Below are 22,624 nucleotides of genomic sequence, written 5' to 3'. Positions count from 1 at the left end.
TGAATAAATATATATGAATATTGAGCCGGCATATACTTCTATTGGTAACCTATTTTCCTATAAACCCATGTTCTTCATTCCAAAGTATCAAAGAGCTTATGCTTGGAATGCTGAATCTGTATCTGATTTCATAAAAGACTTAAAAAAGTGTTTTGAAAAAAGGAGATCGGATTCACCTGTAAACCATTTCTTTGGTGGAATCCTAAGCGTAAAACACTCTGTTCCAGGCACAGTTAATCAGCATAAATACGAAATCATTGATGGTCAGCAAAGAATTGCAACATTTACTTTGCTAGTCGCGTGCTTAGTAAAAAGCTACAAAGAATTGCAAGTAGAAGCAAATGGATTAGGCGATACTGATAATGAATCAATTATAAAAGGACGAATAGAAAAGCTATCTGAACGTTTTATAGAATTTAGCCAAGAAGTCCAAAGAGTGGTTACTCCTGTTGAAGTTTTAGAACTATCTAAAGCCGATCGATCTTTTTATAAAGAATTAATTCGTGACATTCAGACTTCTGTTTCAAGAGATTCTCATAACAAAATTTTATATGCCTATAATTCCCTGAGAACCACTATTCAGTCAATCATTGCTTCTCATGCTAGGATTGAAGACAAAATTGACGATCTTGAAATAGTTCAAAATATTCTGGACAATGACTTTACTATTCTCCACATGGTAACTGGCAGCCGAGAGGATGCGTTTCGGCTTTTTCAGGTTATTAACGATAGAGGTACTAATCTAACGGATGGTGACCTTTTAAGAGCTAAAACATTAGAGCTTTTAGAAGGTTTTAATCAACAACAGGACGCTGTTGAAAGAATGTGGGACGAAATACTAGCCGATCCTCCTGCTGATACTAAGAATTATCTTAACTGGATTTATGAGTCCTATCAAGGAAATAGACCTCAGCAAAATGCTTTGTTTGATATGTTTCTCGATAAATTCTTTCCTCAAAATCAGCAGATTAGCTTAACACTACACCATGCACAGCAGATTCATGAAACGGTAAAGAACATCCATGAGGATATCATCAAGTGTAGAAAGCTCATAAAAGGTCAGTGGTTATATTCAAAACAGCAACCTATTACTGGCTGGGATATAACTCGCTTAAATATTCTTTTAGTTGAACTTGGACATGATTTATCAATTCCTTTATTTCTTGCAGCGGCTAAACTCGATCATCGATTATTCTCCGAAATAGTTCAGATAGTCGAAAGAACTTTTTTTAGATATAAAATAATATGCAATCAGCACGCAACCCCTTTGAAGGGTATTTACTATCAAGAGTCACTAGCTATCAGACAAGACCCGAATTCTTATACTATCTCTAATATAAAAACAAAACTGCAAAATCTAATCAGTACAAAAGCTACAGATTCAACATTTAAAAATGCTCTTAATATGCTTGAGTATAAAGAGTCTGGTGGGAACAAACCACTTAAATATTTTCTTATGACCGTTGAATACTATTATCAATGGTACAAAAATGGTGCGGCAGGAGTACCTGTTTGTGTTGATAAAAGTAGGGTTTATGACTTTGCAGGAACATCCATTGAACATGTGTATCCACGTAATTCAGGTAGTTCAGTTTTAGACTCTAATCTTGAGCCACTTAAAAATACACTTGGGAACTTGACAATTATGGATCCAGGTCAAAATACTTTAGGCGGGAATGATCCCTTTATGTGTAAAGCACCGCTTTATCAACAATCTTCTGTTTTGTTGACTCAAGAAATAGGTTCAAAGACAACTTGGACACAAATCGAAATAAATGACCAAAAAGAGCTTTTAATAGATGCTGCTCTTAAAATTTTTATTCCATAATTTTAGCTAAAGTGTTTTAGTTTATCGTTTGTCTTTCTTAAGTTAAATAAAAAATTGAAGGAAATTTTTCTACAATCCGGCTTGTAAAGTTTCTACAGGAGCGCGATAAAAATATCCTTGTCTGAATTGTTCTTCTTCGATTTGCAATAGGAACAAAGAAATTGCGTCAGTTGCAGGATTCGAGTTTTGGGATTTCCAGCGAATGCTTAAAGAATCGCCCGTGCGTTTTAGCTCGAACCCCAAACTTTTCAACGCTTCCAATCCCGATTCGAGGGTAAGACGACTCAGACCCAACGCGATCGCGATTTGCTCTAAACTTGCTGGGGTAGCGGTGCGATCGAGGTGTTTCGCAATCCCGATGAGTTTGCGCCAAACTTGCTCTGGGGTGGGCGATTCGGGAGAAGGATAAGCCAGGGCTAAAGGTTTGGATTGCGCAACTGCGGCGTTAAATTCCCCCTGCAATTTCCTCCAACTACTCGGACAATCCCTCAAAACTGCATAAGAAGTTGCTGCTTCCGCCATCTCTTCCCCTTTACCCCGCCAATCTGCCATCCATTCTCCCTTCCACTCCCCCTCGCTAACGGCACTTTCGCCCGCAACCCGCACCGCAACTAAACGCGCTTCGTAGCTGCCTTTCCCGTCCTCTCCCCGACTGTAAGTATTAAAATCTAACTCAACGATCGCGTCGCAGCGTACCCCCTCTAGCGGTAGTTCGTCCCGCGAATGTCCCCACCACATCCCTGCAATCCCCTGCGGACGCGATTCATCGCAGAGTTTAAAGGTGGTTTTTAAATAGCTCACCGTTTTATTCTTGGCATCGGTAATATTTTTATTCCAAGCATTTTTAAACCAGCAATTCTTAATCAGCAGTTGCGGAATTGGATTGCCCATTCCATACGGTTCGAGCAGGTTTAATTCCCGAAATAATTCTTTTCCTAATTCAGCAACCGTGACGGTTAGATCGGTTTTAAAAGTTGGGACTAACGCTGTTGGTTCGACAATTTTAGCTCTTAATTCTCGGTCGATCGCGTCCCGAAATAAAGGAATATTTTCCACCGGCAAACTCAATCCCGCTGCAAACGGATGACCACCAAAACGATGCAGCAGATGCGCTTGCGATTTCACTAATTCGTAGAAGTCTATCTCCCGAATCGATCGCGCCGAACCCCGCGCCAGCCCATCTTCGTCCTCTTCCCCCCGACTCAACAACACCGTCGGACGGCCGTATTCCTGCGCCATCTGCCCTGCGACTAACCCTAACACGCCCCCCGACCATTGCGGATCTTCCAACACGATAACGCTTGTCGTGGAGAGGTCGATCTGTTCCAAACGTCGTTTAACCGAGGCAGCGACGGTTTTCTGTAACTCCTTGCGGCGGCTATTGGCGAGTTCGGTTTCTAGGGCTAATTGTTCGCAACGCTCGCGATCGCGACTCGTCAGTAATTCTACGCAAAAGCGTGCATCGCCATGAATGCGACTGACTGCATTGATGCGCGGCCCGATCCCAAACGAAATATCCGTCGGGCGATCGCCGCTTCGCTTGCACAACTCCAGCAATTTCGCCACTCCGGGACGAGTCGGCGCGACGGATTGCTTCCGCAATTGCTGCAAACCGCGCTGGGCGAGATAGCGACAATCTCCCTTCAATGCGACCAAATCAGCAATTAAGCCAATCGCGACTAAATCCAGCAGGTCTTCTAAGGGTTGTTGCGGAACTTCCGGTAGCGTTGCATACATCGCTTCCACCAATTTATAAGCAACGGCTACGCCGGAAAGGTGATAAAACGGGTGCGTTTCGGCGAAATAACGAGGATTGATTATGGCGACGACTTCCGGGCGTTCCGGCGGTAGGGCGTGATGGTCGGTGATAATAAGATCGATCCCTAATGCTGTCGCTGCCTCGATTTCGCGCAAGTTCGTGCTACCCGTATCGCAGGTGACGATAAGCGTGGTTCCCGCTGCGGCTAAGCGATCGATGCCTTCACAATTTAAGCCGTGGGATTCGGTGAAGCGATCGGGAATGTAATAATTTAACTGGAGTTCTTGGGGTAAAAACTGTCCCAATCCTTCCCATAAAACGCTGGTTGAAGTGACCCCATCGGCATCAAAATCGCCCCAAATCGTAACTCTTTCGCCGGTGTCGCGCGCTGCAAGCAATCGTCGAACGGCTTGTTTCATTTCTTGTCCGAATTCAAACGGACTGCACGCTAGATAGCGCTCTGGGTCAAAGAATCCCGGTAACTCTTCTATCTCTTTGATGCCTCTTTTCCATAATAATTGCGCGGCATATTTTCCTTCAGAATATGGCGTATAAGCGCGAACGGCTTCGAGAAATTCGAGGGGAATTGTTGATGTTGAAGGGGCGGCGATTTGCCATTGAGCTTGCATCATCGTTTTTCAGTTCCACAAAGACACGAAGAATATACCGCTTCTTCACTCAAGCCAAGGTTGAATGGCACTGACTTAAGGTTGGTGGGCGCTGCCCACCCTACGAAATATAGCAATCCCAAATAGGTTGTGGCAATTTCAAAATTCATCATTAGACGAAACGAGTTAATTGCACGCGGTAGCGTTCTTTTTTTGTAATAGCAATTTCGCCCACTTCTAAACGTCCTTTGCCGCGAAAAGAAATTAGATCGCCAGACTTGACAGCATAACTGGGTTGCGATACTTCTTTCCAGTTAACGCGCACATCCCCGGCAGAAATTGCATCTGACATTTTACTGCGAGAGAGTCCAAAACCAGCCGATGCGATCGCGTCTAACCGCAGCGATGCTTCAACGGTTGTCATTTCTTTTTTCTTGGGGGGGCGAACTTTTAATTCCTCGAGTTCGATGCGTCGAACTTTCACTGGAACCGATCGCACTTGATTCAAGTTCGTCTCCAAAAATTCTACCAATTCCGGGACGACAATCGCCTGCGCGCCCCGTTCTCCGAGGACGAGAATATCGCCGACTTTCTCGCGCACGACTCCCGTTCCTAACATTGCACCGAGGAAATCGCGATGCGTCGCCGCATCGAAAAGAAAATTACCTGCAATATCGACAGCAGCGAGGTTTACTTGTGCTGCATCCAAAGGAATTTCAGAACGTGCAATCCCGATGCGTTGGCGTTCTGCTTGCGGGTATCCTCCCCAAGCGACGCGATCGATTTCGGTAAGTTTTGCGAAGCGTTCTTCGACTTCAATTAACACCGCTGGCGACAAAAAATCTGTCACCGTTACTTCCCAAGTTTTAATGGCTTGTTCGGCTAAGTCGATAACGCGTGCCAAACTGTCGCGATTTTCAACTCCTTTCAATAATTCTTCTCTGGGCAACATTTTTTAATGAATAATGAAAAGTGAATAATGAATGGGGGAATGATGAATTACGAATTACGAATTACGAATTACGAATTACGAATTACGAATTACGAATTACGAATTACGAATTACGAATTATTATGAATCGGCGTAAGTTTGTAAGGGTTCGGAGGTAAAACGACGGAGAATCGGGCGTGCTTGTTGTTGGAGATTTGGCGTACCGCCTACTACAACTAAATATTGTCCTTGTGCGAGGCGATCGCGGTACGGAATGATAGAATCGTTCCCGGAAGTGAGAGCCACGCCACCGCCGACAAAAAAACTACCCATCGCTCCTCCAATCGCGCCAAACAGCCCGCCGAGAATATGATTTCCCAATCCTCCCAAAGCTGGAACAATCTCGATTCCCGTCTGCAAGTTAAACACAAAACCGGCGATGAAGCCGAACGGCACGATCCATAATGCCATCAGCAACGCTTGCTTCTTGGCTTTCGCTTTCGGATCTCCGAGTCCGAATTCTTCGGCAGTTTTGTAACCTCGCCCCAAAATCGCGATTTGAGAGGTTGGCAGGGCTTCTTTTTCGAGGGCAGTATATGCTTCTTCAGCTTTCAGGCGATCGGGGAAGATCGCAATGAGATAATCCATGTTGCGCGAACTTGTCGATTAAAGGGCTACAATCATTCACTCTAACGCTTAATCAGCGCAATCTGTCAGCTTCCGATCGGAACGGCTTAAAAGGCTGCTAGCTAATGATAAACTGATCTAGTCCGATCGCGAACCTGCGTAATTCTACTTAAATTTCTCGTCAAACGCTTTATTTTCAATCCTATGGCTAAAGTTCTTGTCTCAGATCCCGTAGACCAAGCGGGAATTGATATTCTCTCTCAAGTCGCTCAAGTTGATGTTAAAACCGGGTTATCCGCCGACGAACTGATTAATGTTATTGGGCAGTACGACGCACTGATGATTCGTTCGGGAACGCGCGTTACTGAAGAAGTCATCGAAGCGGGAACGCAACTAAAAATCATTGGCAGAGCGGGCGTTGGAGTCGATAATGTCGATATTCCTGCCGCAACTCGTCGGGGAATCGTTGTTGTTAATTCCCCAGAAGGTAATACTACCGCCGCTGCCGAGCAAGCACTTGCCTTAATGATGGCGCTTTCTCGTCACATCCCCCAAGCGCATCAATCCATGCTCGAAGGGCGCTGGGATCGCAAAAAGTTTATGGGTAGCGAGGTTTATAAAAAAACCCTCGGTATTGTTGGTTTGGGTAAAATTGGTTCCCACGTTGCCGCTGTAGCGAAAGCGATGGGAATGCAATTATTGGCTTACGATCCGTTTATCACCGCAGAACGCGCCGAACAAATCGGCTGTCGCCTTGCGGACTTGGAAACTTTATTCCGCGAGTCGGACTATATCACGCTCCACGTCCCGAAAACACCGGAAACCGCCAATATGATTAATGCGGAAACGCTCGCCAAAATGAAGCCGACGGTGAGAATTATTAATTGCGCTCGGGGCGGTATTATTGACGAGGCTGCGTTAGCCGAAGCGTTGGAAGCGGGAACGATTGCTGGAGCAGCATTAGATGTTTTTGATAGCGAACCCTTGGGCGATTCGTCTTTACGTTCCCTCGACAGTCGTATCATCCTTACCCCTCATTTAGGTGCTTCCACGGAGGAAGCGCAAGTCAATGTCGCGATCGATGTTGCCGAACAAATTCGCGATGTCTTGTTGGGATTGCCCGCACGTTCTGCGGTGAATATCCCCGGACTTAGCCCGAATGTGATGGAACAACTGAAGCCTTATCTGCGTTTGGCAGAAACGTTAGGTGCTTTAGTCGGGCAACTCGCAGGCGGACGCATCGACAAGCTGGAAGTGCGACTTCAAGGCGATTTGGCAACCAGTCAAAGCCAGCCGTTGGTGGTTGCTTCGATTAAAGGATTGCTCTCCCAAGCGTTGCGCGAGCGCGTGAATTATGTCAATGCTAGCATTGAAGCCAAGGAACGGGGGATTCGCGTCATTGAAACCAAGGATGCGGCGACGGGGGATTATTCGGGTTCGTTGCATCTTTCGGCGCGCGGTTCCCTCGGCGAACATTCAGTGACGGGCGCGCTGTTGAGTAATGGGGAAATTCGCATTACCAGTCTGGATGGTTTTCCGGTGAATGTACCGCCCAGCAACTATATGTTATTTACCTTGCACCGCGATATGCCAGGAATTATTGGTAAGATTGGGATGCTACTGGGGAATTTCAATGTGAATATTGCCAGTATGCAAGTGGGGCGGAAGATTGTACGCGGCAACGCAGTGATGGTGTTGAGCTTAGACGATCCTCTCCCGGAAGGCATTGTTGAGGAAATTGCGAAGATTCCTGGCATTGCTGATGCTTACACGGTAACGCTTTAGGTGTAGGGTAGGCATTGCCGTTCTTCGCTCGGATTCAAAAAAAACGCTAAAAATCGGCAATGCCTACCTCGGTTATGATGCTGTAGTGGACTGGCTCTTTAGGGTGCAATTTTTAAATTCGGGGAAGGGCGCGATCGCTAAATATGTCCAATAGTTGGTGGGAAATTAAAATATTAAGCGATCCGACCTTGGAAGATTTAGTCTTCTGGCGGCTGGATGCTTTTGGCTGTAGCGGTACGGCGAGCGAAAAGAAGGGAAATTCGGTGCTGATTTCTTCTTATATCGCCCAGGAAGACGCACAGATGCTCGATGTCGCGGCTTTATCGCTGTGGTTGCATCAGGATGCTTTGGCGCTGGAGTTTCCCCTTCCTAAAACGCAATGGCATTTAATCGATGAGGAAGATTGGGCGAGCAGTTGGAAGCAGTATTGGGAGCCGCAAGATATTGGCGATCGCTTCTTGATTTGTCCGGCCTGGTTGACTCCCCCGGAACACGGCGATCGCTTGGTGATTCGCCTCGATCCCGGCGCGGCATTCGGTACGGGAACGCACCCCACCACGCAACTGTGTTTGGAATCGTTGGAAATGCGCTTGAGCGAGGGCGCAGAGGAGCTAGTTTTAGCCGATATTGGCTGCGGTTCGGGCATTCTTTCGATTGGTGCAATTCTGCTCGGCGCGCAAAAGGTGTACGCGGTGGATGTCGATTCTATGGCAGTTCGCGCAGCCTACAACAATCGCGAGTTAAATCAAATTAGTAGCGATCGCATTGCTATTTCTAAGGGGAGTGTCGGCGAGATCGCAGAATTATCCCCGGTTGGAATTGATGGGATCGTTTGCAATATTTTGGCGGAAGTTATCGTCGATTTAATTCCTGAAATGAGCAAAATTGTGAAGCCTCAAAGTTGGGCCATTTTTAGCGGAATTTTACTCGAGCAAGCGAACTACGTTTCGGCAACTTTAGAGGCTCACGGTTGGACGGTGGCGACGTTGTGGAAGCGTCAGGAATGGTGTTGTTTGAATGTGAGACGATAGTTGATAATGGATAATGAATAATGGATAATGGATAATTGATAATTGATGAATGGCGCTGAAATAAGAGATAATTTCGTAGGGTGGGCAGCGCCCACCAGCCTTAAGTCAGTGCCATTCGACAATGGATAATTGATATAGCGTTTTTCAATTCGCCCGGTTTTCACTTTAATAAGCACTTATGCAAAATAAATTACCTGTTCTAGATCGCTGAAACTCTTGATTTACAAAGGTTCTGGCGTAGAGTGATGTGTAAATAAATTTGCTTAGGTGCTTATACCGGGCAGATCTGGGCTGTGAATTTCCTTTAGAGGAAAACTTCAGAAGTTCAGAAGTCAGGAGGGGGACGGGCTTTAAGCCGATCGTTCAAAAATTTAGGGTGACGCGATCGCAGTTTAGGATTGATTGAGGCTCGCTAGACCCAAATTTTCAACTCAAAAAGCAAGCGAGCGGAAACAGTAAATATTCTAAGAAGAAAAGCTTCCAAATGAATTGATAGAATTTCGCGATCGCGCTTTTATCTTCTAAATCTACCCTTCGGGAACGCCACCACAATAAACCCAGTAAGAATAAGTGACTGATGGCTAAGAAGCTTGCATTAACTCCCGGCAAACCAAGAATTGCCGCAACGATTAATCCAAGATAACCGAGGCTAATTAAACCGCGCGCGAGTTGAAGAATGGCGGGTTTTCCCAGGAGTAGCGTTAACGTTGCAATGTTATATTCTTTGTCGCCTTCAGTGTCGGGAACGTCTTTAAAAATCGCGATCGCAATGCTGAAAATTAACACGAAGAAAGTTAACGCCCAAACTGCCGGTGAAATTACTTCCTTTTGCTGAAAAATCGTGCTAAAGTGAAGGTACAATCCAATATTTATAATTGCCCCTCTTACGGCCAATATGCAAAACGCCGCCCAGAAAGGGAAGCGCTTCAAACGCACAGGAGGCAGAGAATAAGCGGTTCCTAGGGCTAAACTGGCCCCCACCACAGCCATCAACCAACGCCCGGAAAACGCGGCTAAGAGGAGCGCTGCGGTACCAGTTATTCCAACTATCCATCGACCCACCCCGATCGAGAATTCTCCCGCCGCGATCGGTAAATGGGGCTTATTAATACGGTCGATCGCGACATCTTCTAGCTGATTGAGACCGACAATGTAAATATTGCCGCACAAACAAGCCAGCCAAGCCACCAAGAGCGGCACTACGGCAACCTCACTTGGCTGAGCGCGGGCAAAAGCAATGCCGTACAGCGCAAAAACGCTTAAACTGGTGCCAAAAATCGTATGGGGGCGCGAAAACTTCCAGAAGCTATAAAGCCAAGAGCGAGGATTTTTCCAAAAGTTGAGGGGCTGGGATGCGGAAACCTGGGTCATTGTAATTCGTAATTCGTAACTCGTAATTCGTAATTATCGGACATTTCCCGTTTCCAATTCATCGATTCGCGGCAATCCAATCTTCTGCTTCCTGCATCGCGCCCTGCCAAACTTGATAGCCGCGCCGGTTTAAATGCAATCCGTCCGTCGTTAAATCGGCGCGCAATTGTCCGCGATCGTCGGTGAAGCGATCGTAGACATTGAGGAAACTTACGCCCTCAACGCGGGCGATATAGACGATTTGGCGGTTGAGATAGCGAATGCGGGCGTTAGAGAGTTCGGGTTTGCGGGTGGGGAGAATCGATTGTAAGACGATTTCTGCCCCGGGGTGCTGGCTGCGGAGAGAATGCGCGATCGCGCGAAGATTATCGAGAATTTCGCGATCGCTCGCCCCCTGGCGCAAATCGTTAATTCCCGCCATCACGTAAATCGTATTGGGACGAGTGGCATCTAATGCTTGCAAGCGCTGGCGAACTTGGCGGGTATTTTCCCCGGAAATCCCTTGATTGAGCCAGAATTTGCCCCCCGGCAACAAAGAAGAGGGAAACCACTGACTGAGAGAATCTCCCACCAAAATATTAAGCGGGTTAGAGCCTTGTCCCTTCGCGATCGCTGTAGCTTCTCTAGCTAACAAGTTTTGCCATTGTTCGTGCGTCGGCTGTTGCGTCGCATTCGCCCAACGCTCGTAAAAACTATCCGAACTCAGACGAGTATACAGCGTGCCTGCCTGCAACGCCATACGGCGCTGCTCGTATAACTGCGCCCCCGAAACCGGACTGAGTTCGGCAAAGGTATTATTCGACGCTTCGGGGAACGGGATGCTAAACTCTGGCGTAATTGGCTCCACGCTCGGACTCTCCCTAGAAGTCGGTAACTCGAACTCATCCTCTGCGGTGCGAACCGCAAGTTCGGGATCGAACCCCAGCAGGCGAACGGGAATCGGCGGAGTAGCAGCCTGTGCGGTGGTTAGTAAGCTAGCAGCTAGGACAAACGGATCGCTCATCGATAAATTAACAACTAAAGGGAACTCTAAATCCTGCGGGTTTTTCCCCCTCCTTCATACAGCGATTGAGTCCCGCGATCGGGAAAAAATCGTGCAGTTGCGAAAAAATCGACGGATTGGTCAGCGGCGATCGCGCTTCCAACGAGATTGGCAGAATTTGCCCGGGATGCCTGCGATCTCAAAGGAAATATTATGATAGGTTTAGGCGTATTGTTAGGAAAATCTATGACTTCTTATGCAACTGCCTCAGCCAGGGCTGAGATGAGCGAACTGAGACGGTTAAAAAGCTTACTGCCCCCGGAACTGCAAAGCTGGGTTCTCGTTGAAGGTTCGACAGAAATTAATCCGCCTCTCATTCGTTGCGAAGAGATTGGTAGGGATGAGGTTGAAATTCAAATCGATCTGGTGAAGTGGGAAAACCTCGCCATCGACCAGCGAAACCTACTCTTTTGGCACGAAGTCGGACGCATTCAAAACGACACCATTCCTAAAGAAGGGTGGGAAATGGCAGCCCTCGCGATCGGTTTAGGCGGTGCAGTTGGGGAACTATGGGTACAAGATGGTTTGTTATTGCTGCTTGCCCTAGCATTGTGCGGTGTTTCTGGTTATCGTCTCTGGCAAAAAAATAACAATCGCCGACAAATCGATGAAAGCATCGCCGCTGACGAAAAAGCGATCTCGCTAGCGACTCGCTTCGGTTACACGCTTCCTAACGCTTATAAAAGCTTGGGCAGTGCCTTAAAAACGCTGATCGAACAAACTCCTAATCGTCGAGGACGGCAAAAATACGAAGAACGCTTACAAGCGCTGAGAAAAGGGGCAGCCAAAGCAAAAGCGCAAATGCAATCTCAGCGCGAAGGCAAACCGATGGTATAGTTCACCCCATTTCTCGTTCGAGCCATTGTAATGAGTGAAACCCCCGAAACCCAAGCTGCATTCCCGATTACTGTCTCTAAGGATGCGATTGTGATGCAAATTCCCGCTCGCTTGAGCGTCCTAGAAGCTGTTGCTTTTAAAAGCAGCTATCACCAGTTATTGGAGGGCGATGTTAGCTCCGAACGGATTATTCTTGATTTCCAAATCACGAAATTTATCGATAGTAGTGGTATAGGGGCTTTAGTTAATAATTTTAAAAGCACGCAGGCGCAAGGTAAGAAATTAGTCTTACAAAACGTCCATCCTCCTGTGATGGCGGTTTTGTCTATGACGGGACTCGATCGCGTGTTAGCGATCGAAAACTGCCTGCCTGCTTCCGAAAATGCCCCCAAGGGTTCCTCGCCCATCCAACCCCCCGAAACCCATCCCTCGATTCGCTCGCGCTTGAAGCGATTGGTCGATATTATGGGCAGTATAGTCGGATTAGTCATTGTGGCAATTTTATTTATCCCAATCGCGATCGCCATTAAACTCGACAGCCCCGGATCGATTCTCTTCGGTCAAACCCGTTGCGGTTGGATGGGACAGGAATTCACCATCTGGAAATTTAGGTCCATGTGTGAAAATGCGGAGTTCCTCAAATCGAAAGTTCAGAATCAAGCCAGCGGTGCATTTTTCAAAAATGAAAACGATCCCCGCATTACCCGAGTCGGGCGTTTTTTACGACGCACCAGTCTTGACGAAATTCCTCAATTCTGGAACGTTTTAAAAGGAGAAATGAGTTTGGTGGGAACTCGACCCCCAACTCCCAACGAAGTCGAAATTTATGAAGTCCCTGAATGGCAGCGCTTAGATGTTAAACCCGGAATGACCGGAGAATGGCAAGTTAACGGGCGATCGCAAGTCCGTAACTTTGAGGATGTTATTCGCCTCGACTTGCGCTACCAAGAAAACTGGAGTTTGACCTACGATCTCAAGCTCATCCTCCAAACCGTTCTCATATTATTTCGCAAAAACAGTGGTGCTTATTAGATTTTCTGGCGCGAATGCAAGATTTCAATATTCCCCAGCAACTTCAGCTTCAACTTAAAACAGAACTCGGCGCTCTTAATGAAATCCTTCAGCGCTTCGAGCAAATGGTTACACCCTTAATTTCAGAAGAGCAATACTGGCAATGTCAGATTGCTTTAGCTGAAGGATTTACTAATGCCGTCCGTCACGCTCATAAAGATTTACCGTTAACAACCACTATTGAAGTTGAAGTGAAAGTCGTTCCTGAATATCTAGAAATTCGGATTTGGGATTGGGGGCAACCTTTCGATCTCCACGCAAAGTTAAGGGAACTCAATTGCAGCCTAGAAGATCCGCTGGGTCAAGGAGAAGGGGGACGCGGACTTTTCTTTATGAGCAAACTCACCGACGAACTCAGTTACACGCGCGGTAGCGATGCGCGCAATTGCTTGGTGATGCGGAAATATTTAAGGTCTAAGGGATAAATGAAGACATCTAATCCTAAAAGTTGTATCGGTAACTTTTAGGACTAACTCGTTAGCTTGTATTGAGGGTCTATAACGAAACTTCGGCTTACTGTTGTCAGGAAAAGATTATGATGGTAACAACCGTTTGCTCTCTCGACCTTGAGGCTTTTTTCGATCGCTATGGCGATGATTACCGTTATGAATTAATTGACGGAGAATTAATCGAGATGGAACCTACGGGACCTCATGAAGAAGTTGTCGCTTTTCTCCTTCGTAAATTTAATGTAGAAATCGATCGCTTAAATCTACCTTGGTTTTTACCCTCGCGCTGTCTGATTCAACTTCTCGGACAAAATACAGCCTTCCGCCCCGATGTATTAATCCTCGATAAAACCGAACTCACCAACGAACCGCTTTGGCAAAAGGAACCGATTATTACGTTGGGGAATTCGGTTAAACTGGTAGCAGAAGTTGTCAGTACGAATTGGCAGAATGACTATGCCCGGAAAGCAGAAGATTATGCAGCTTTGGGAATTCCAGAATATTGGATTGTCGATTATTTAGGCTTGGGCGGACGAAGATTTATCGGATCGGAAAAACTGCCGACTGTCACAGTCAATCGCCTTGTTAAGGGAGAATATGAATCTCAACTGTTTCGAGCTAAAGATTGTATCGTTTCTCCCACTTTTCCTCAATTAAAATTGACCGCAGAGCAAATTTTTAGCATTGTGTGAGTTGCAAAAAGACTTTAAAAAACGCTCGAATAGCTAGCTCGATTACCAAAAATAATGAGTTGTTTTTTTTGAAGTATAAGAAGGCGGTTTAAGTTGACTTATTCCCGAGCTATTAAGATTACTCGATCTCGTTCTCCTCAATTTATATTCAATACACCCCTCTTCACAAAAGTTACAGTTTTCTTGAGGACAAATTAAACGACCGCAAACGGGACAGTTCTCATGTTCTCCGATAACAAGAGGTCTGTATCCACACTTTCCTTTCTTCGGAACTTCTCCTCCGCAATAGGCGAGTAGAGTTATCCAATCATTGTTTAAGGTTCTTTTTCCTTTCAATATCCCATAACCCTTAAAGCTAAAGCTTTTGAACTCATTTAAGTTAGCAGTTTTTCGATGCTCCCATAAAGTTTGCAATGTATTACAGAATCCCAAAATTATATTTAATGGATCGTAAATTCCAAGCGGGTGCTTTTTGCCAATTTCAAAATATAATAATTCTTTGTATTTTTCTGGTGAATAGGTTGAATCTTCACACTTTACCATTTTCAAAAAATGCTTGAGTAATGCTAAAAACAAATAAGGGAGTGAAATTTTCTTAACATTCAATTCAATTAATTCGTTTGCAAAATCAATTTGCCATTGAGGCAGTTCATTTTCTATATTCCATTTTTTCGGTAATTTTCTTTTTGCTGCTATAAAAGCTGCCATAAGAAGAGGTAGCTGTGTTTTATCTAATACTCTCATATCTTCCCATTCCGGAATATCCGAATCATCTAAGCTTAAGAAAGCAGATGTAACTTTTTCTTGTTCGACATAAAAGCATTTTCCATAATCGAACAACCAAGGAGGCAAATATTTGTTTGAGTCAAGTTTCCTTCGTAGATCGATGGTCAGCATATTGTTATTAAATATTTTCTCTAACTGGTCTAATATCTTACGAGAAACTACTCCAAGAAAGACAGGGTTCTTAACCCGAAAATTAGGCTCAGTCCTACCATTCATGAATTTTATCTGAAGATAAGGTGATAAAACGGCAGCAATCCAAACATCCTGCTCTCGCCCCTTTTTATTATTTTTTTTAAAAGTAGGGACGCAAAATTCAGAATAAGTATCTGAATTAACGGGATTCCTCGCATTTTTAACATCAAGTAAAAATTTAGAGTTGAGCTTAATATCTCCTTTCAACCAAGTTTCACTTTCTCCGGTAATTTGGTGACTGGAAGTATCCTCAACTGTATATCCCAGTTTCTCATAAAACTTTAACACCAGTTTCTCAGCCCCACGAGCGGAAGTCATTTTAGCTAATTTATCCTGATAATCAGCTTCATCAGAATAATCAGCTTCATCAGAACACCAATTTGAAACTATATCTCTATCTATACTGTCGAAATTATAAACATCTTTCCAAGGTAAAGATAAGGCATCAGAAAAAGGATATTTAAGTTGCTTGAATTGCTCTAAAAGCTCGAAAAAAGCGGAATACTTTTCTTCAATCTTTTTTTTCTTCTCATTGAGCGGTGCAACATCCCAAAACTTTCCCTGATACTCTAATCGCCTTGAAAGTATACGAATGTGTTTCCAATAAATCAAACGCATATTATCATCAGCTTTTCGGAGCGAATCCACAACTTCATCGAGCAATTGACGAGCAAATAATGGCTCTTCTTTTGACTCAATGTGCTGGTTGACAAAATCTGATACTAAAGTATAATTAATTTCCAAGTAAGGAGCTTTATTAAATATAAAATGTTTGCGAAGTTCGGGCGAGCTAATCAATATTTTTTTCCCTCCTCTATTAGTCCTCTAAGTAATGAATTTTTCTCCCCAATATTAAGTTTTTCAACTCGTTCTAAAATTAATTCTACTGCTTCTGAAGCTGGCAAAGTCAAGGCGTAGTTTAGGAGGAACTGTCTATAAATACTCGGTATATTACTGTTTGCACATTTCTCAATGATAAAGCGGTCTTCTTCGGAGGGCAATATCTTTTTGACTAAAACAGCTTCATCCTTGTTAAGCTTAGCGTTGTGTTTGAGAGAAAAAAATACAATATCGTCTTTTCGTAGATACTCCGCATCTAAAACTCGAACATCAGGTCTATTTTCGCAATTGATATAACCTCTACCGTCTTTGTACCAACTCACAACTCCGACGCAGTATACCAAATCCAATAAGATTGCTGCTTTTCTGCCTAAATCGTCTTCATAAAGTTCAAATTCAACATATAGTCCTGGCTCTAACCGAGCTTGTAGTTCGGGAGGAACATTCTTCCTGTTTAAATAAATTCCCTCACTTCCCTCATTCTCCCTTGGCTTGATAAAGCCAAAATTGTTAACTTGACCCGTTTTATTGTTAATCCCTCCAAACCAATCAATTTTGCCAATATTCATGTTTTCAACATTGCTCCTATTTTTCATAAAGATCTACTGAATTAAAAATAACTTTAGCCTGCTAATCTTTTCTAACACTTTCCTACAACTTTATCCCCAAAACCTGCGTGTGCGCGCCTCTCGCTTGCGTCACCCCAATCGTGCGCTGTGAGGCTTCAATCATCGGACGGCGCAAACTAACGACGATAAATTGTGCATCTTTTGCTTGCTGTTTGATCATGCTCGATAATCGTTCGACATTCGCGCCATCGAGAAACATATCGACTTCATCGAACGCATAAAACGGCGAAGGACGATAGCGTTGTAGGGAGAAAATAAAGCTAAGCGCAGTGAGGGATTTTTCGCCGCCGGACATCGAACTGAGACGCTGCACGGGTTTACCTTTGGGGTGGGCGACGAGGTTCAATCCGCCCACAAAGGGATCTTCAGCATTTTCTAATTCGAGGTAGCCATCGCCTTCAGAAAGGGTGGCAAAAATTTGCTGAAAGTTTTCATTCACTGCATCGAACGCTTCTTTAAAAGCTCGCAATCGTAGCGTCGTAAAAGTCTCAATTCGCAGCAACAGTTCGGTTCGTTCGCCTTCTAAAGTCGTTACTTTTTCAGTCAGTTCTTGCAAGCGTTCTTGGGTGCGTTCGTATTCTTGGAGGGCAAGCATATTCACGGGTTCCATCGCTTCGAGGCGCTTTTGTCCGCTGCGAATTTCTTGTTGCAATTGTTCGAGTTGTTCGGAAAGGGGAAGTGGCGATTCGGGGGTTTCGTCGCTGGTGGCGAGTTCCCAACGTTCTGCGGCGATGAGTTCTTCGCGTTGAATGTTGAGTTGTTCTTGTTGTTGGGTAAGGGTTTCTTGGCGTTCTTGCTGGGTTTGTTGGAGTTTTTCGAGTTGCCAGGAGCGGTGCTGGCGATCGCTCTTTATATTCTGTAAGCTAGTCTCGGCGCGATCGCGTTCTGCCTTCACTTCTCCCATCTTGGCAGTCAGTTCCGCTAGTTGGCTTTCTGTGGCTTGGATCTGCGCTTCGAGTCCCCCCAAACGTTCCCCCGTTTCTCGGATTTGCCCGTCAATTTGCACTTCGCGCGCTTGCTCTCGTTCGATGCGATCGCGACTTTCTTGCACTTTCTCGCCCAAACGCACCTGCTGATTCTCCAACCCTTGCAACCTTGCTTCTGCTTCTCGCAGCGCTGCTTCCTTCTCCTGTAACTCGCCTTCCTGACGCTTAATTTCTTGCTGCATCGATAACCACTCGCTGTGGGTTTGCGACGCTTCCAACTGCGTTAATTGTTCTTGCAGTTGCGCAAGGCGGACTTCCTGCTGGGGAATCTCCATCGTCAGCAGTTGCAACCGCGCTTGCAATTTCTCTAACTCTTGCTGATTTTGTCCTAACTGTGCGTCTAAATTCGCCTGTTCTCGCACGAGGCGATCGCGCTCTTTTTCCCCCTGTTCCAATCGCAACTGTTGCTCTCGCTGCTGCTGGCGCAATTCCGTTAGCGCGCTCGATAATTCCGCGATCGCGCCCGTTTTCTCCCTAATATTTTGCTCGCAACGCTTGACAATAACATCAATCTCTGCAATGCGATCGCGTAACGCCTGCACCTCTCGCGACTCGCCGCTGTCCGCCTTGCCAAAATGTAGCGTCGATCGCGCCCCTTGCTGACTTCCCCCCGTCATCGCGCCGCTACTTTCGAGGATATCCCCCTCCAACGTCACCATCCGCAACTGTCCCAAATGCGATCGCGCGTCATTGAGCGTTTCAAAAACCACCGTCGCCCCGAACACATAAGCGAAAACCTCGCGGTAGCGGGGTTCGCAACTCACCAAATTCACCGCATAGTCAACGAATCCGCGCGCGTAACGCAAGGATGTCGCCGGCGGAATCTGCGGCGCGCGAATCTTATTCAAGGGCAAAAACGTCGCACGTCCGGCGCGGCGTTGTTTCAACAATTCGATCGCGGCTGCGGCTACCCCATCATCCTCCACCACAATATTCCCCAAACGCGCTCCCGCCGAGGTTTCCAGCGCCAGTTGAAAGCTGGGTTCGACGCGCCCCAATTGAGCGACTAACCCGCAAACTCCCGGCAGATTTGCCTGCAAAATCGCTTGACTGGCGTAGGTTCCCAAACTTTCCTGCTGCGCTTGGGCGGTGGCTTCGAGCTTATCGAGTTGGCGCTGCTTTTCCCGCTGTTCGTTTTGCAAGCGCTTTTGCGTTTCCTGCTCGAGGGCGCATTCCGATTCTAAAGCGGCGAGGCGTTCGGCAATTTCCCAAATATGCTGCTGAGAGGCTTGGGGGTTTAATTGGGCGGTGGTTTCTTGCTGGGTGGCGAGGGAAATTTCGCTCCCTCGGCGCTGTTGTTGGAGATCGAGGATTTTTTGGGCGAGTTGGCGATCGCGCTCTGCTAATTGCGCCTGTTCGGTACGTTGGGGATTAAGCTGTTGTTGGAGTTCGTTAACTTGCTTGCTGAGGGCGGTTTGCTCGGCAACCCAAGCTTGAGAAGCCGCAGCAATGGCTGTCGCGCGCTCTCGGGCGGTTTCGAGGGTCGTTTGGGCGCGATCGCGTTCCGATTGCAACTGCGTCAGCGTTTCCGCTCGTAAATGGCGAGATTCGGCGCTCAAGGCTTCTCGTTCTGCCTCGTACTGCTCGATCTCCGTTTTAGCGCGCGCGATCGCGGTTTGCGTTTCTTCTCGCGCTGCGGCGAGTTCCCCTTTCTGTTGTTGTAATTGGGCGTATTTCGCCTTTTGAGTCGCTAAGCTCGAGGCGACGGATAACTGTTCTTCTTCCCCCAAGGCTTTGACTTGTGCGTTGAGGCGATCGAGTTCGGTGCTTTTCGCCCCAATTTCTGCTTCTAACGCTGTCAGTTGCGCCGTTAGTTGCAACTCCTCCATCGCGCCCGCCTCAATCTGCGCTTGTAGGACGCTGGTTTTTTCTCGCAGCGATCGCCATAACAATACCGCTTCCCAGCGCTGCTTTTCCTGAATCTTTTCCTTTAACTTCTGATACTTTTCCGCCTTGGTTCGATCTGCTGCTAACTTTTCGAGCGATCGCGTCAACTCCTCCTCAATAATATGACAGCGCTCCTCCCGCTCCTTCACCTCCCCCAAAGTTTCGCGCACCTTCCCAATCTGGCGATCGAATTCCGCCACCCCCGCCAACTCATCGATAATCTCTCGCCGTTCCCGCGCATTCATCGTAATAATCCGCGTCACGTCGCCTTGCAGCACCACGTTATACCCCTCCGGGTAAATCCGCAGCCGATTTAAAAACTGATGTAACTCCGTCGCCGTGCAAGTTTCGCCATTGATATAAAACGTCGAAGAATAACTGCCCCCCTTCGTCACCCGCAACCGGCGCGTTACCGTCCATTCCAAGGCGGGTAGCGCGTCCTGTTCCTCCGGAATCCGGGCAAATTCCGCGATCGCACCCGCTTCCAACCCCTCCAAATCGAACGTCACGCTGACACTCACTTCCGCCGTATTGCGTCCTTGCGCCTGCTTGTGGTTCACCAAATCCGGCAACCGTTCCGCCCGCATCCCCTTAGAACTCGCCAAACCCAGCGCAAACAGCAGCGCGTCCAAGATATTCGATTTTCCCGAACCATTCGGCCCCGAAACCACCGTAAATCCGGGCAGTAACGGCACCTGAGTCGTGCCGCCAAAGGACTTAAAGTGTGAGAGTTCGACGCGCTTAATATGAACCATCGGGCGCTGTTAGCGTGGGAACAGGCGTATTCTGACCTATGATAGGCGATCTTGCACTTTCCGGGTGCGCCCATCTTCGCGAGGAAGAGATATCTGCATACTAGATGGATTGCTATAAAACTCCCACGGACTGGAAGTTTTTCGGCAATCTCCATTAATTTTAGTGTTTCTCTCTATGCAAATATCCTAAAATGGGATAAAGTACATACGTCAGGATTTGAAGCGCTACAAGAATAAATGAGTCGATCTAATTCAAAAGCTAGTTCTACCGAAGTTTTGAAACGAAAAGCTACGAGTACAGTTGGGCGCGGTAAGGTTGTAAACCTAAATACCAAACTCAATTTCTCTGAATGGAGCGATGAACGCGTTTCATTATTGCTAGGTGACAGTCTTGAATGTTACAAGAACTGGGAGCAGCCTACTGTAATCGTTTCAGACGGAGCTTATGGTGTTCTTGGCTTTGAAGGAGATACGTCCGATCACATTGATTTACCCAATTGGTATCAGCCTCATATTGAAGCATGGTCAAATGCAGCAATGCCATGCACAACACTCTGGTTCTGGAACTCAGAAATTGGCTGGGCTGTTGTGCATCCAATTTTAGAAAAGTATGGTTGGCGATATGTTAACTGCAATGTTTGGAATAAAGGCAAGGGTCATATTGCCGGAAATGTTAACACAGAAAAAATCCGTAGATTCCCAGTAGTTACAGAGGTATGCGTTCAATACGTGAGAGAGGTTAAACTCAATGAACTTACTTTAAAGACTTGGTTGTTACATGAATGGAAACGGTCTAGATTACCATTGCGACGAGCAAACGATGCGTGTGGCGTAGTAGATGCTGCGACTAGAAAATATTTCGATCGGGGACACTTATGGTACTTTCCACCTCCAGAAATGTTTGAAAAGCTGGTCAATTACGCGAATGAACATGGTAGTCCTGAAGGAAAGCCTTACTTCTCATTAGATGGTAATCAATCTTTAACAGGGCAGGAATGGAGCAAAATGCGCTCGAAATTTAGATGCCCTTATGGTTTTACTAATGTATGGGAACGACAAGCACTGAGAGGTAATGAAAGAGTTAAAACAAATTCTGGCAAGGCATTGCATTTTAACCAAAAACCTCTCGATTTGATGAGTATGATTATTGAATCTTCAAGTGATGAAAATGATATAATCTGGGAGCCTTTTGGAGGATTATTCAGTGCATCTTTGGCAGCAAGAAAAATTAACCGAAAAGCCTATTCTTGTGAAATCGATCCAGACTACTTCTATTATGGAGTCCAGCGATTTAATCAAGAAGTTCATCAATATTCTCTTCTCTAATTTCTAGATGTTCCTGGAGCAATTTTCTGATTCTATCTTCTCGACGACTTGATAACAGTCTATTCCATTCTCCTACTGTCATACCGGAAACTTCGACATTATAAATACGCTCCTTAAACTCCTCAATACCAGGATGTACAATCCTATCCATCTTTGCAAAATTAGTATCCAGTCTATACTTATACCCTACCAATAACTCTCGTAGAAGTTGTTGATACTCTCTAGTTGGCTTATAGATTTTCGCTTCAGAACCCCATGAAGCAACTATTTTTTGAGCCTCTAAAAATTCATCGGCAGAACCTTGAAACTTATAACCACTGGTGTTTGTTTGCTGAAGATTTGCGGTTCTTTGGGTTGTATCTTCTGGTTCTAGAATAAGATAGTCTGGTGGATTATGATAATGAGTATCTCTAGCCAAAGCCACTGATAAGCCAGATACAACACAAACGTCTAGAATGTACGGTTTTCCATAAATAATTTTCTCAGGTAGCCATGCCAACATTGCAACATAAGTTTGATCGAACTGAAAGTGATTTTGGCTATCTTTGAATCGTGCAGTTATTTCCGTCGCTAACGGAAACCATGCTTTAATCTCTAATCCTGGTGTTGGTTGAACGTCTCCAACAAAAATAGTGTCTGGAAATCCTGGGTCTTGTCTCTTCCATTTTCCGAATTCAAAAAAATCATCTTGCTTGTTCAAAAATTCAACAGTGTTAAATTCAATTAAATTTCCAAGAAACGGTGAAAGCTTTGAGATTACCTTGGCTAAATTAACTGCTGAATCAACAGTTACAGGTTTAGACACCTCCAAAACATCAAATTTATGCCCTGCTAAATTAGCAAGGTATCGAGATGCAAGTCTGATTACATCCGGTGTGTTCATAGTTTTTCCTCACGGGACGCTTCAAATATTTGCTGTTCAACCTTACTCAAAAGAACACAAGGATCTACACCAATTACGCGGCTAACTATAAGAAACTCAACAACATCCAAGCGTCGCTCACCATTCTCATATTTTGATACGAAAGATTGCGGTTTTTGAAGATATTTAGCGAGAGATTCTTGAGTAAGTTGCGCGTCCTTGCGAGCCGCAATCATACAACGACAAAATATGTCATACTCATGGCTAGAAATAAATCTCATTGTGCTTTGGCTTTAGCACTCATGTGTACATCAAGTACAATAAACCTAT

General features: G+C 45.7%; 18 protein-coding genes. 8 read left to right on the top strand and 10 right to left on the bottom strand.

Annotated elements, in window-relative coordinates:
* Positions 1–13: 13 nt before the first annotated feature.
* A complete protein-coding gene (locus tag H6G50_RS09535) occupies positions 14–1,828 on the top strand; it encodes a DUF262 domain-containing protein (protein ID WP_190715584.1) in 1,815 nt (604 codons plus the stop codon).
* A 69-nt stretch (positions 1,829–1,897) separates the two neighbouring features.
* Here the strand turns inward: H6G50_RS09535 and recJ are convergent, their stop codons facing one another.
* The 3 genes from recJ to H6G50_RS09520 form a co-directional block, all read right to left on the bottom strand.
* Positions 1,898–4,219, bottom strand: coding sequence for a single-stranded-DNA-specific exonuclease RecJ (gene recJ / locus H6G50_RS09530; RefSeq protein ID WP_190715582.1), 2,322 nt, complete (start codon positions 4,217–4,219; stop codon positions 1,898–1,900).
* A 148-nt stretch (positions 4,220–4,367) separates the two neighbouring features.
* Complete coding sequence (locus tag H6G50_RS09525; RefSeq protein WP_190715580.1) at positions 4,368–5,147, bottom strand: photosystem II S4 domain protein; 780 nt, start codon at positions 5,145–5,147, stop codon at positions 4,368–4,370.
* A 120-nt stretch (positions 5,148–5,267) separates the two neighbouring features.
* Positions 5,268–5,774 (bottom strand): hypothetical protein, encoded by a 507-nt coding sequence (locus H6G50_RS09520; protein ID WP_190715578.1) that lies wholly within the window; start codon positions 5,772–5,774, stop codon positions 5,268–5,270.
* A 183-nt stretch (positions 5,775–5,957) separates the two neighbouring features.
* Between H6G50_RS09520 and serA the strand changes: the two genes are divergently transcribed.
* Together serA and prmA are read left to right on the top strand one after the other, a co-directional pair.
* Positions 5,958–7,538, top strand: coding sequence for a phosphoglycerate dehydrogenase (gene serA, locus H6G50_RS09515; protein WP_190715576.1), 1,581 nt, complete (start codon positions 5,958–5,960; stop codon positions 7,536–7,538).
* Positions 7,539–7,681: 143 nt separating this feature from the next.
* Complete coding sequence (prmA, locus tag H6G50_RS09510) at positions 7,682–8,569, top strand: 50S ribosomal protein L11 methyltransferase (protein ID WP_190715575.1); 888 nt, start codon at positions 7,682–7,684, stop codon at positions 8,567–8,569.
* Between the two features lie 426 nt (positions 8,570–8,995).
* Here the strand turns inward: prmA and H6G50_RS09505 are convergent, their stop codons facing one another.
* Together H6G50_RS09505 and H6G50_RS09500 are read right to left on the bottom strand one after the other, a co-directional pair.
* Entirely contained in the window at positions 8,996–9,940 is a 945-nt protein-coding gene (locus tag H6G50_RS09505) for a homogentisate phytyltransferase (RefSeq protein ID WP_190715574.1), read from the bottom strand.
* Positions 9,941–9,998: 58 nt separating this feature from the next.
* Positions 9,999–10,943: a GDSL-type esterase/lipase family protein gene (locus H6G50_RS09500; RefSeq protein ID WP_190715573.1), complete on the bottom strand. Its 945-nt coding sequence runs from the start codon at positions 10,941–10,943 to the stop codon at positions 9,999–10,001.
* Positions 10,944–11,168: 225 nt separating this feature from the next.
* Between H6G50_RS09500 and H6G50_RS09495 the strand changes: the two genes are divergently transcribed.
* The 4 genes from H6G50_RS09495 to H6G50_RS09480 all read left to right on the top strand — a co-directional run bounded on the left by H6G50_RS09495 (position 11,169) and on the right by H6G50_RS09480 (position 14,031).
* Positions 11,169–11,819 carry a DUF3318 domain-containing protein gene (locus H6G50_RS09495; protein WP_190715853.1) on the top strand — a complete coding sequence of 217 codons (651 nt, stop codon included), beginning with the start codon at positions 11,169–11,171 and terminating at the stop codon, positions 11,817–11,819.
* Positions 11,820–11,849: 30 nt separating this feature from the next.
* Entirely contained in the window at positions 11,850–12,851 is a 1,002-nt protein-coding gene (locus H6G50_RS09490) for a sugar transferase (protein WP_190715572.1), read from the top strand.
* A gap of 14 nt (positions 12,852–12,865) precedes the next feature.
* Complete coding sequence (locus H6G50_RS09485; protein ID WP_190715571.1) at positions 12,866–13,315, top strand: ATP-binding protein; 450 nt, start codon at positions 12,866–12,868, stop codon at positions 13,313–13,315.
* Positions 13,316–13,425: 110 nt separating this feature from the next.
* Positions 13,426–14,031, top strand: a complete 606-nt coding sequence (locus tag H6G50_RS09480; protein WP_190715569.1) for a Uma2 family endonuclease — start codon at positions 13,426–13,428, stop codon at positions 14,029–14,031.
* Between the two features lie 42 nt (positions 14,032–14,073).
* On the opposite strand, the gene H6G50_RS09475 is transcribed toward H6G50_RS09480, so the two are convergent.
* From H6G50_RS09475 to smc, 3 genes are all read right to left on the bottom strand, one after another.
* Entirely contained in the window at positions 14,074–15,807 is a 1,734-nt protein-coding gene (locus tag H6G50_RS09475; RefSeq protein WP_190715567.1) for a hypothetical protein, read from the bottom strand.
* Positions 15,804–16,418, bottom strand: a complete 615-nt coding sequence (locus H6G50_RS09470; protein WP_206756564.1) for a cold shock domain-containing protein — start codon at positions 16,416–16,418, stop codon at positions 15,804–15,806. The genes H6G50_RS09475 and H6G50_RS09470 overlap by 4 nt, the downstream gene beginning before the upstream one ends.
* 82 nt (positions 16,419–16,500) lie before the next feature.
* Positions 16,501–20,106 carry a chromosome segregation protein SMC gene (gene smc / locus H6G50_RS09465; RefSeq protein WP_190715563.1) on the bottom strand — a complete coding sequence of 1,202 codons (3,606 nt, stop codon included), beginning with the start codon at positions 20,104–20,106 and terminating at the stop codon, positions 16,501–16,503.
* 237 nt (positions 20,107–20,343) lie between these two features.
* On the opposite strand from smc, the gene H6G50_RS09460 reads away from it, so the two are divergent.
* The gene (locus H6G50_RS09460) at positions 20,344–21,432 is read left to right on the top strand and encodes a DNA methyltransferase (RefSeq protein WP_190715561.1); all 1,089 of its coding nucleotides are present in this window, start codon (positions 20,344–20,346) and stop codon (positions 21,430–21,432) included.
* On the opposite strand, the gene H6G50_RS09455 is transcribed toward H6G50_RS09460, so the two are convergent.
* Complete coding sequence (locus tag H6G50_RS09455) at positions 21,398–22,315, bottom strand: hypothetical protein (RefSeq protein ID WP_190715559.1); 918 nt, start codon at positions 22,313–22,315, stop codon at positions 21,398–21,400. The two genes, H6G50_RS09460 and H6G50_RS09455, sit on opposite strands and share 35 nt — an antisense overlap.
* Entirely contained in the window at positions 22,312–22,575 is a 264-nt protein-coding gene (locus tag H6G50_RS09450) for a helix-turn-helix transcriptional regulator (RefSeq protein ID WP_190715557.1), read from the bottom strand. The genes H6G50_RS09455 and H6G50_RS09450 overlap by 4 nt, the downstream gene beginning before the upstream one ends.
* Between the last annotated feature and the right edge of the window lie 49 nt (positions 22,576–22,624).

The sequence above is a fragment of the Oscillatoria sp. FACHB-1406 genome, assembly GCF_014698145.1.
GTDB lineage: Bacteria > Cyanobacteriota > Cyanobacteriia > Cyanobacteriales > Spirulinaceae > FACHB-1406.
The sequence above is the reverse complement of the archived record's forward strand: the minus strand, read 5'-3'. Positions and strand labels throughout refer to the sequence as shown.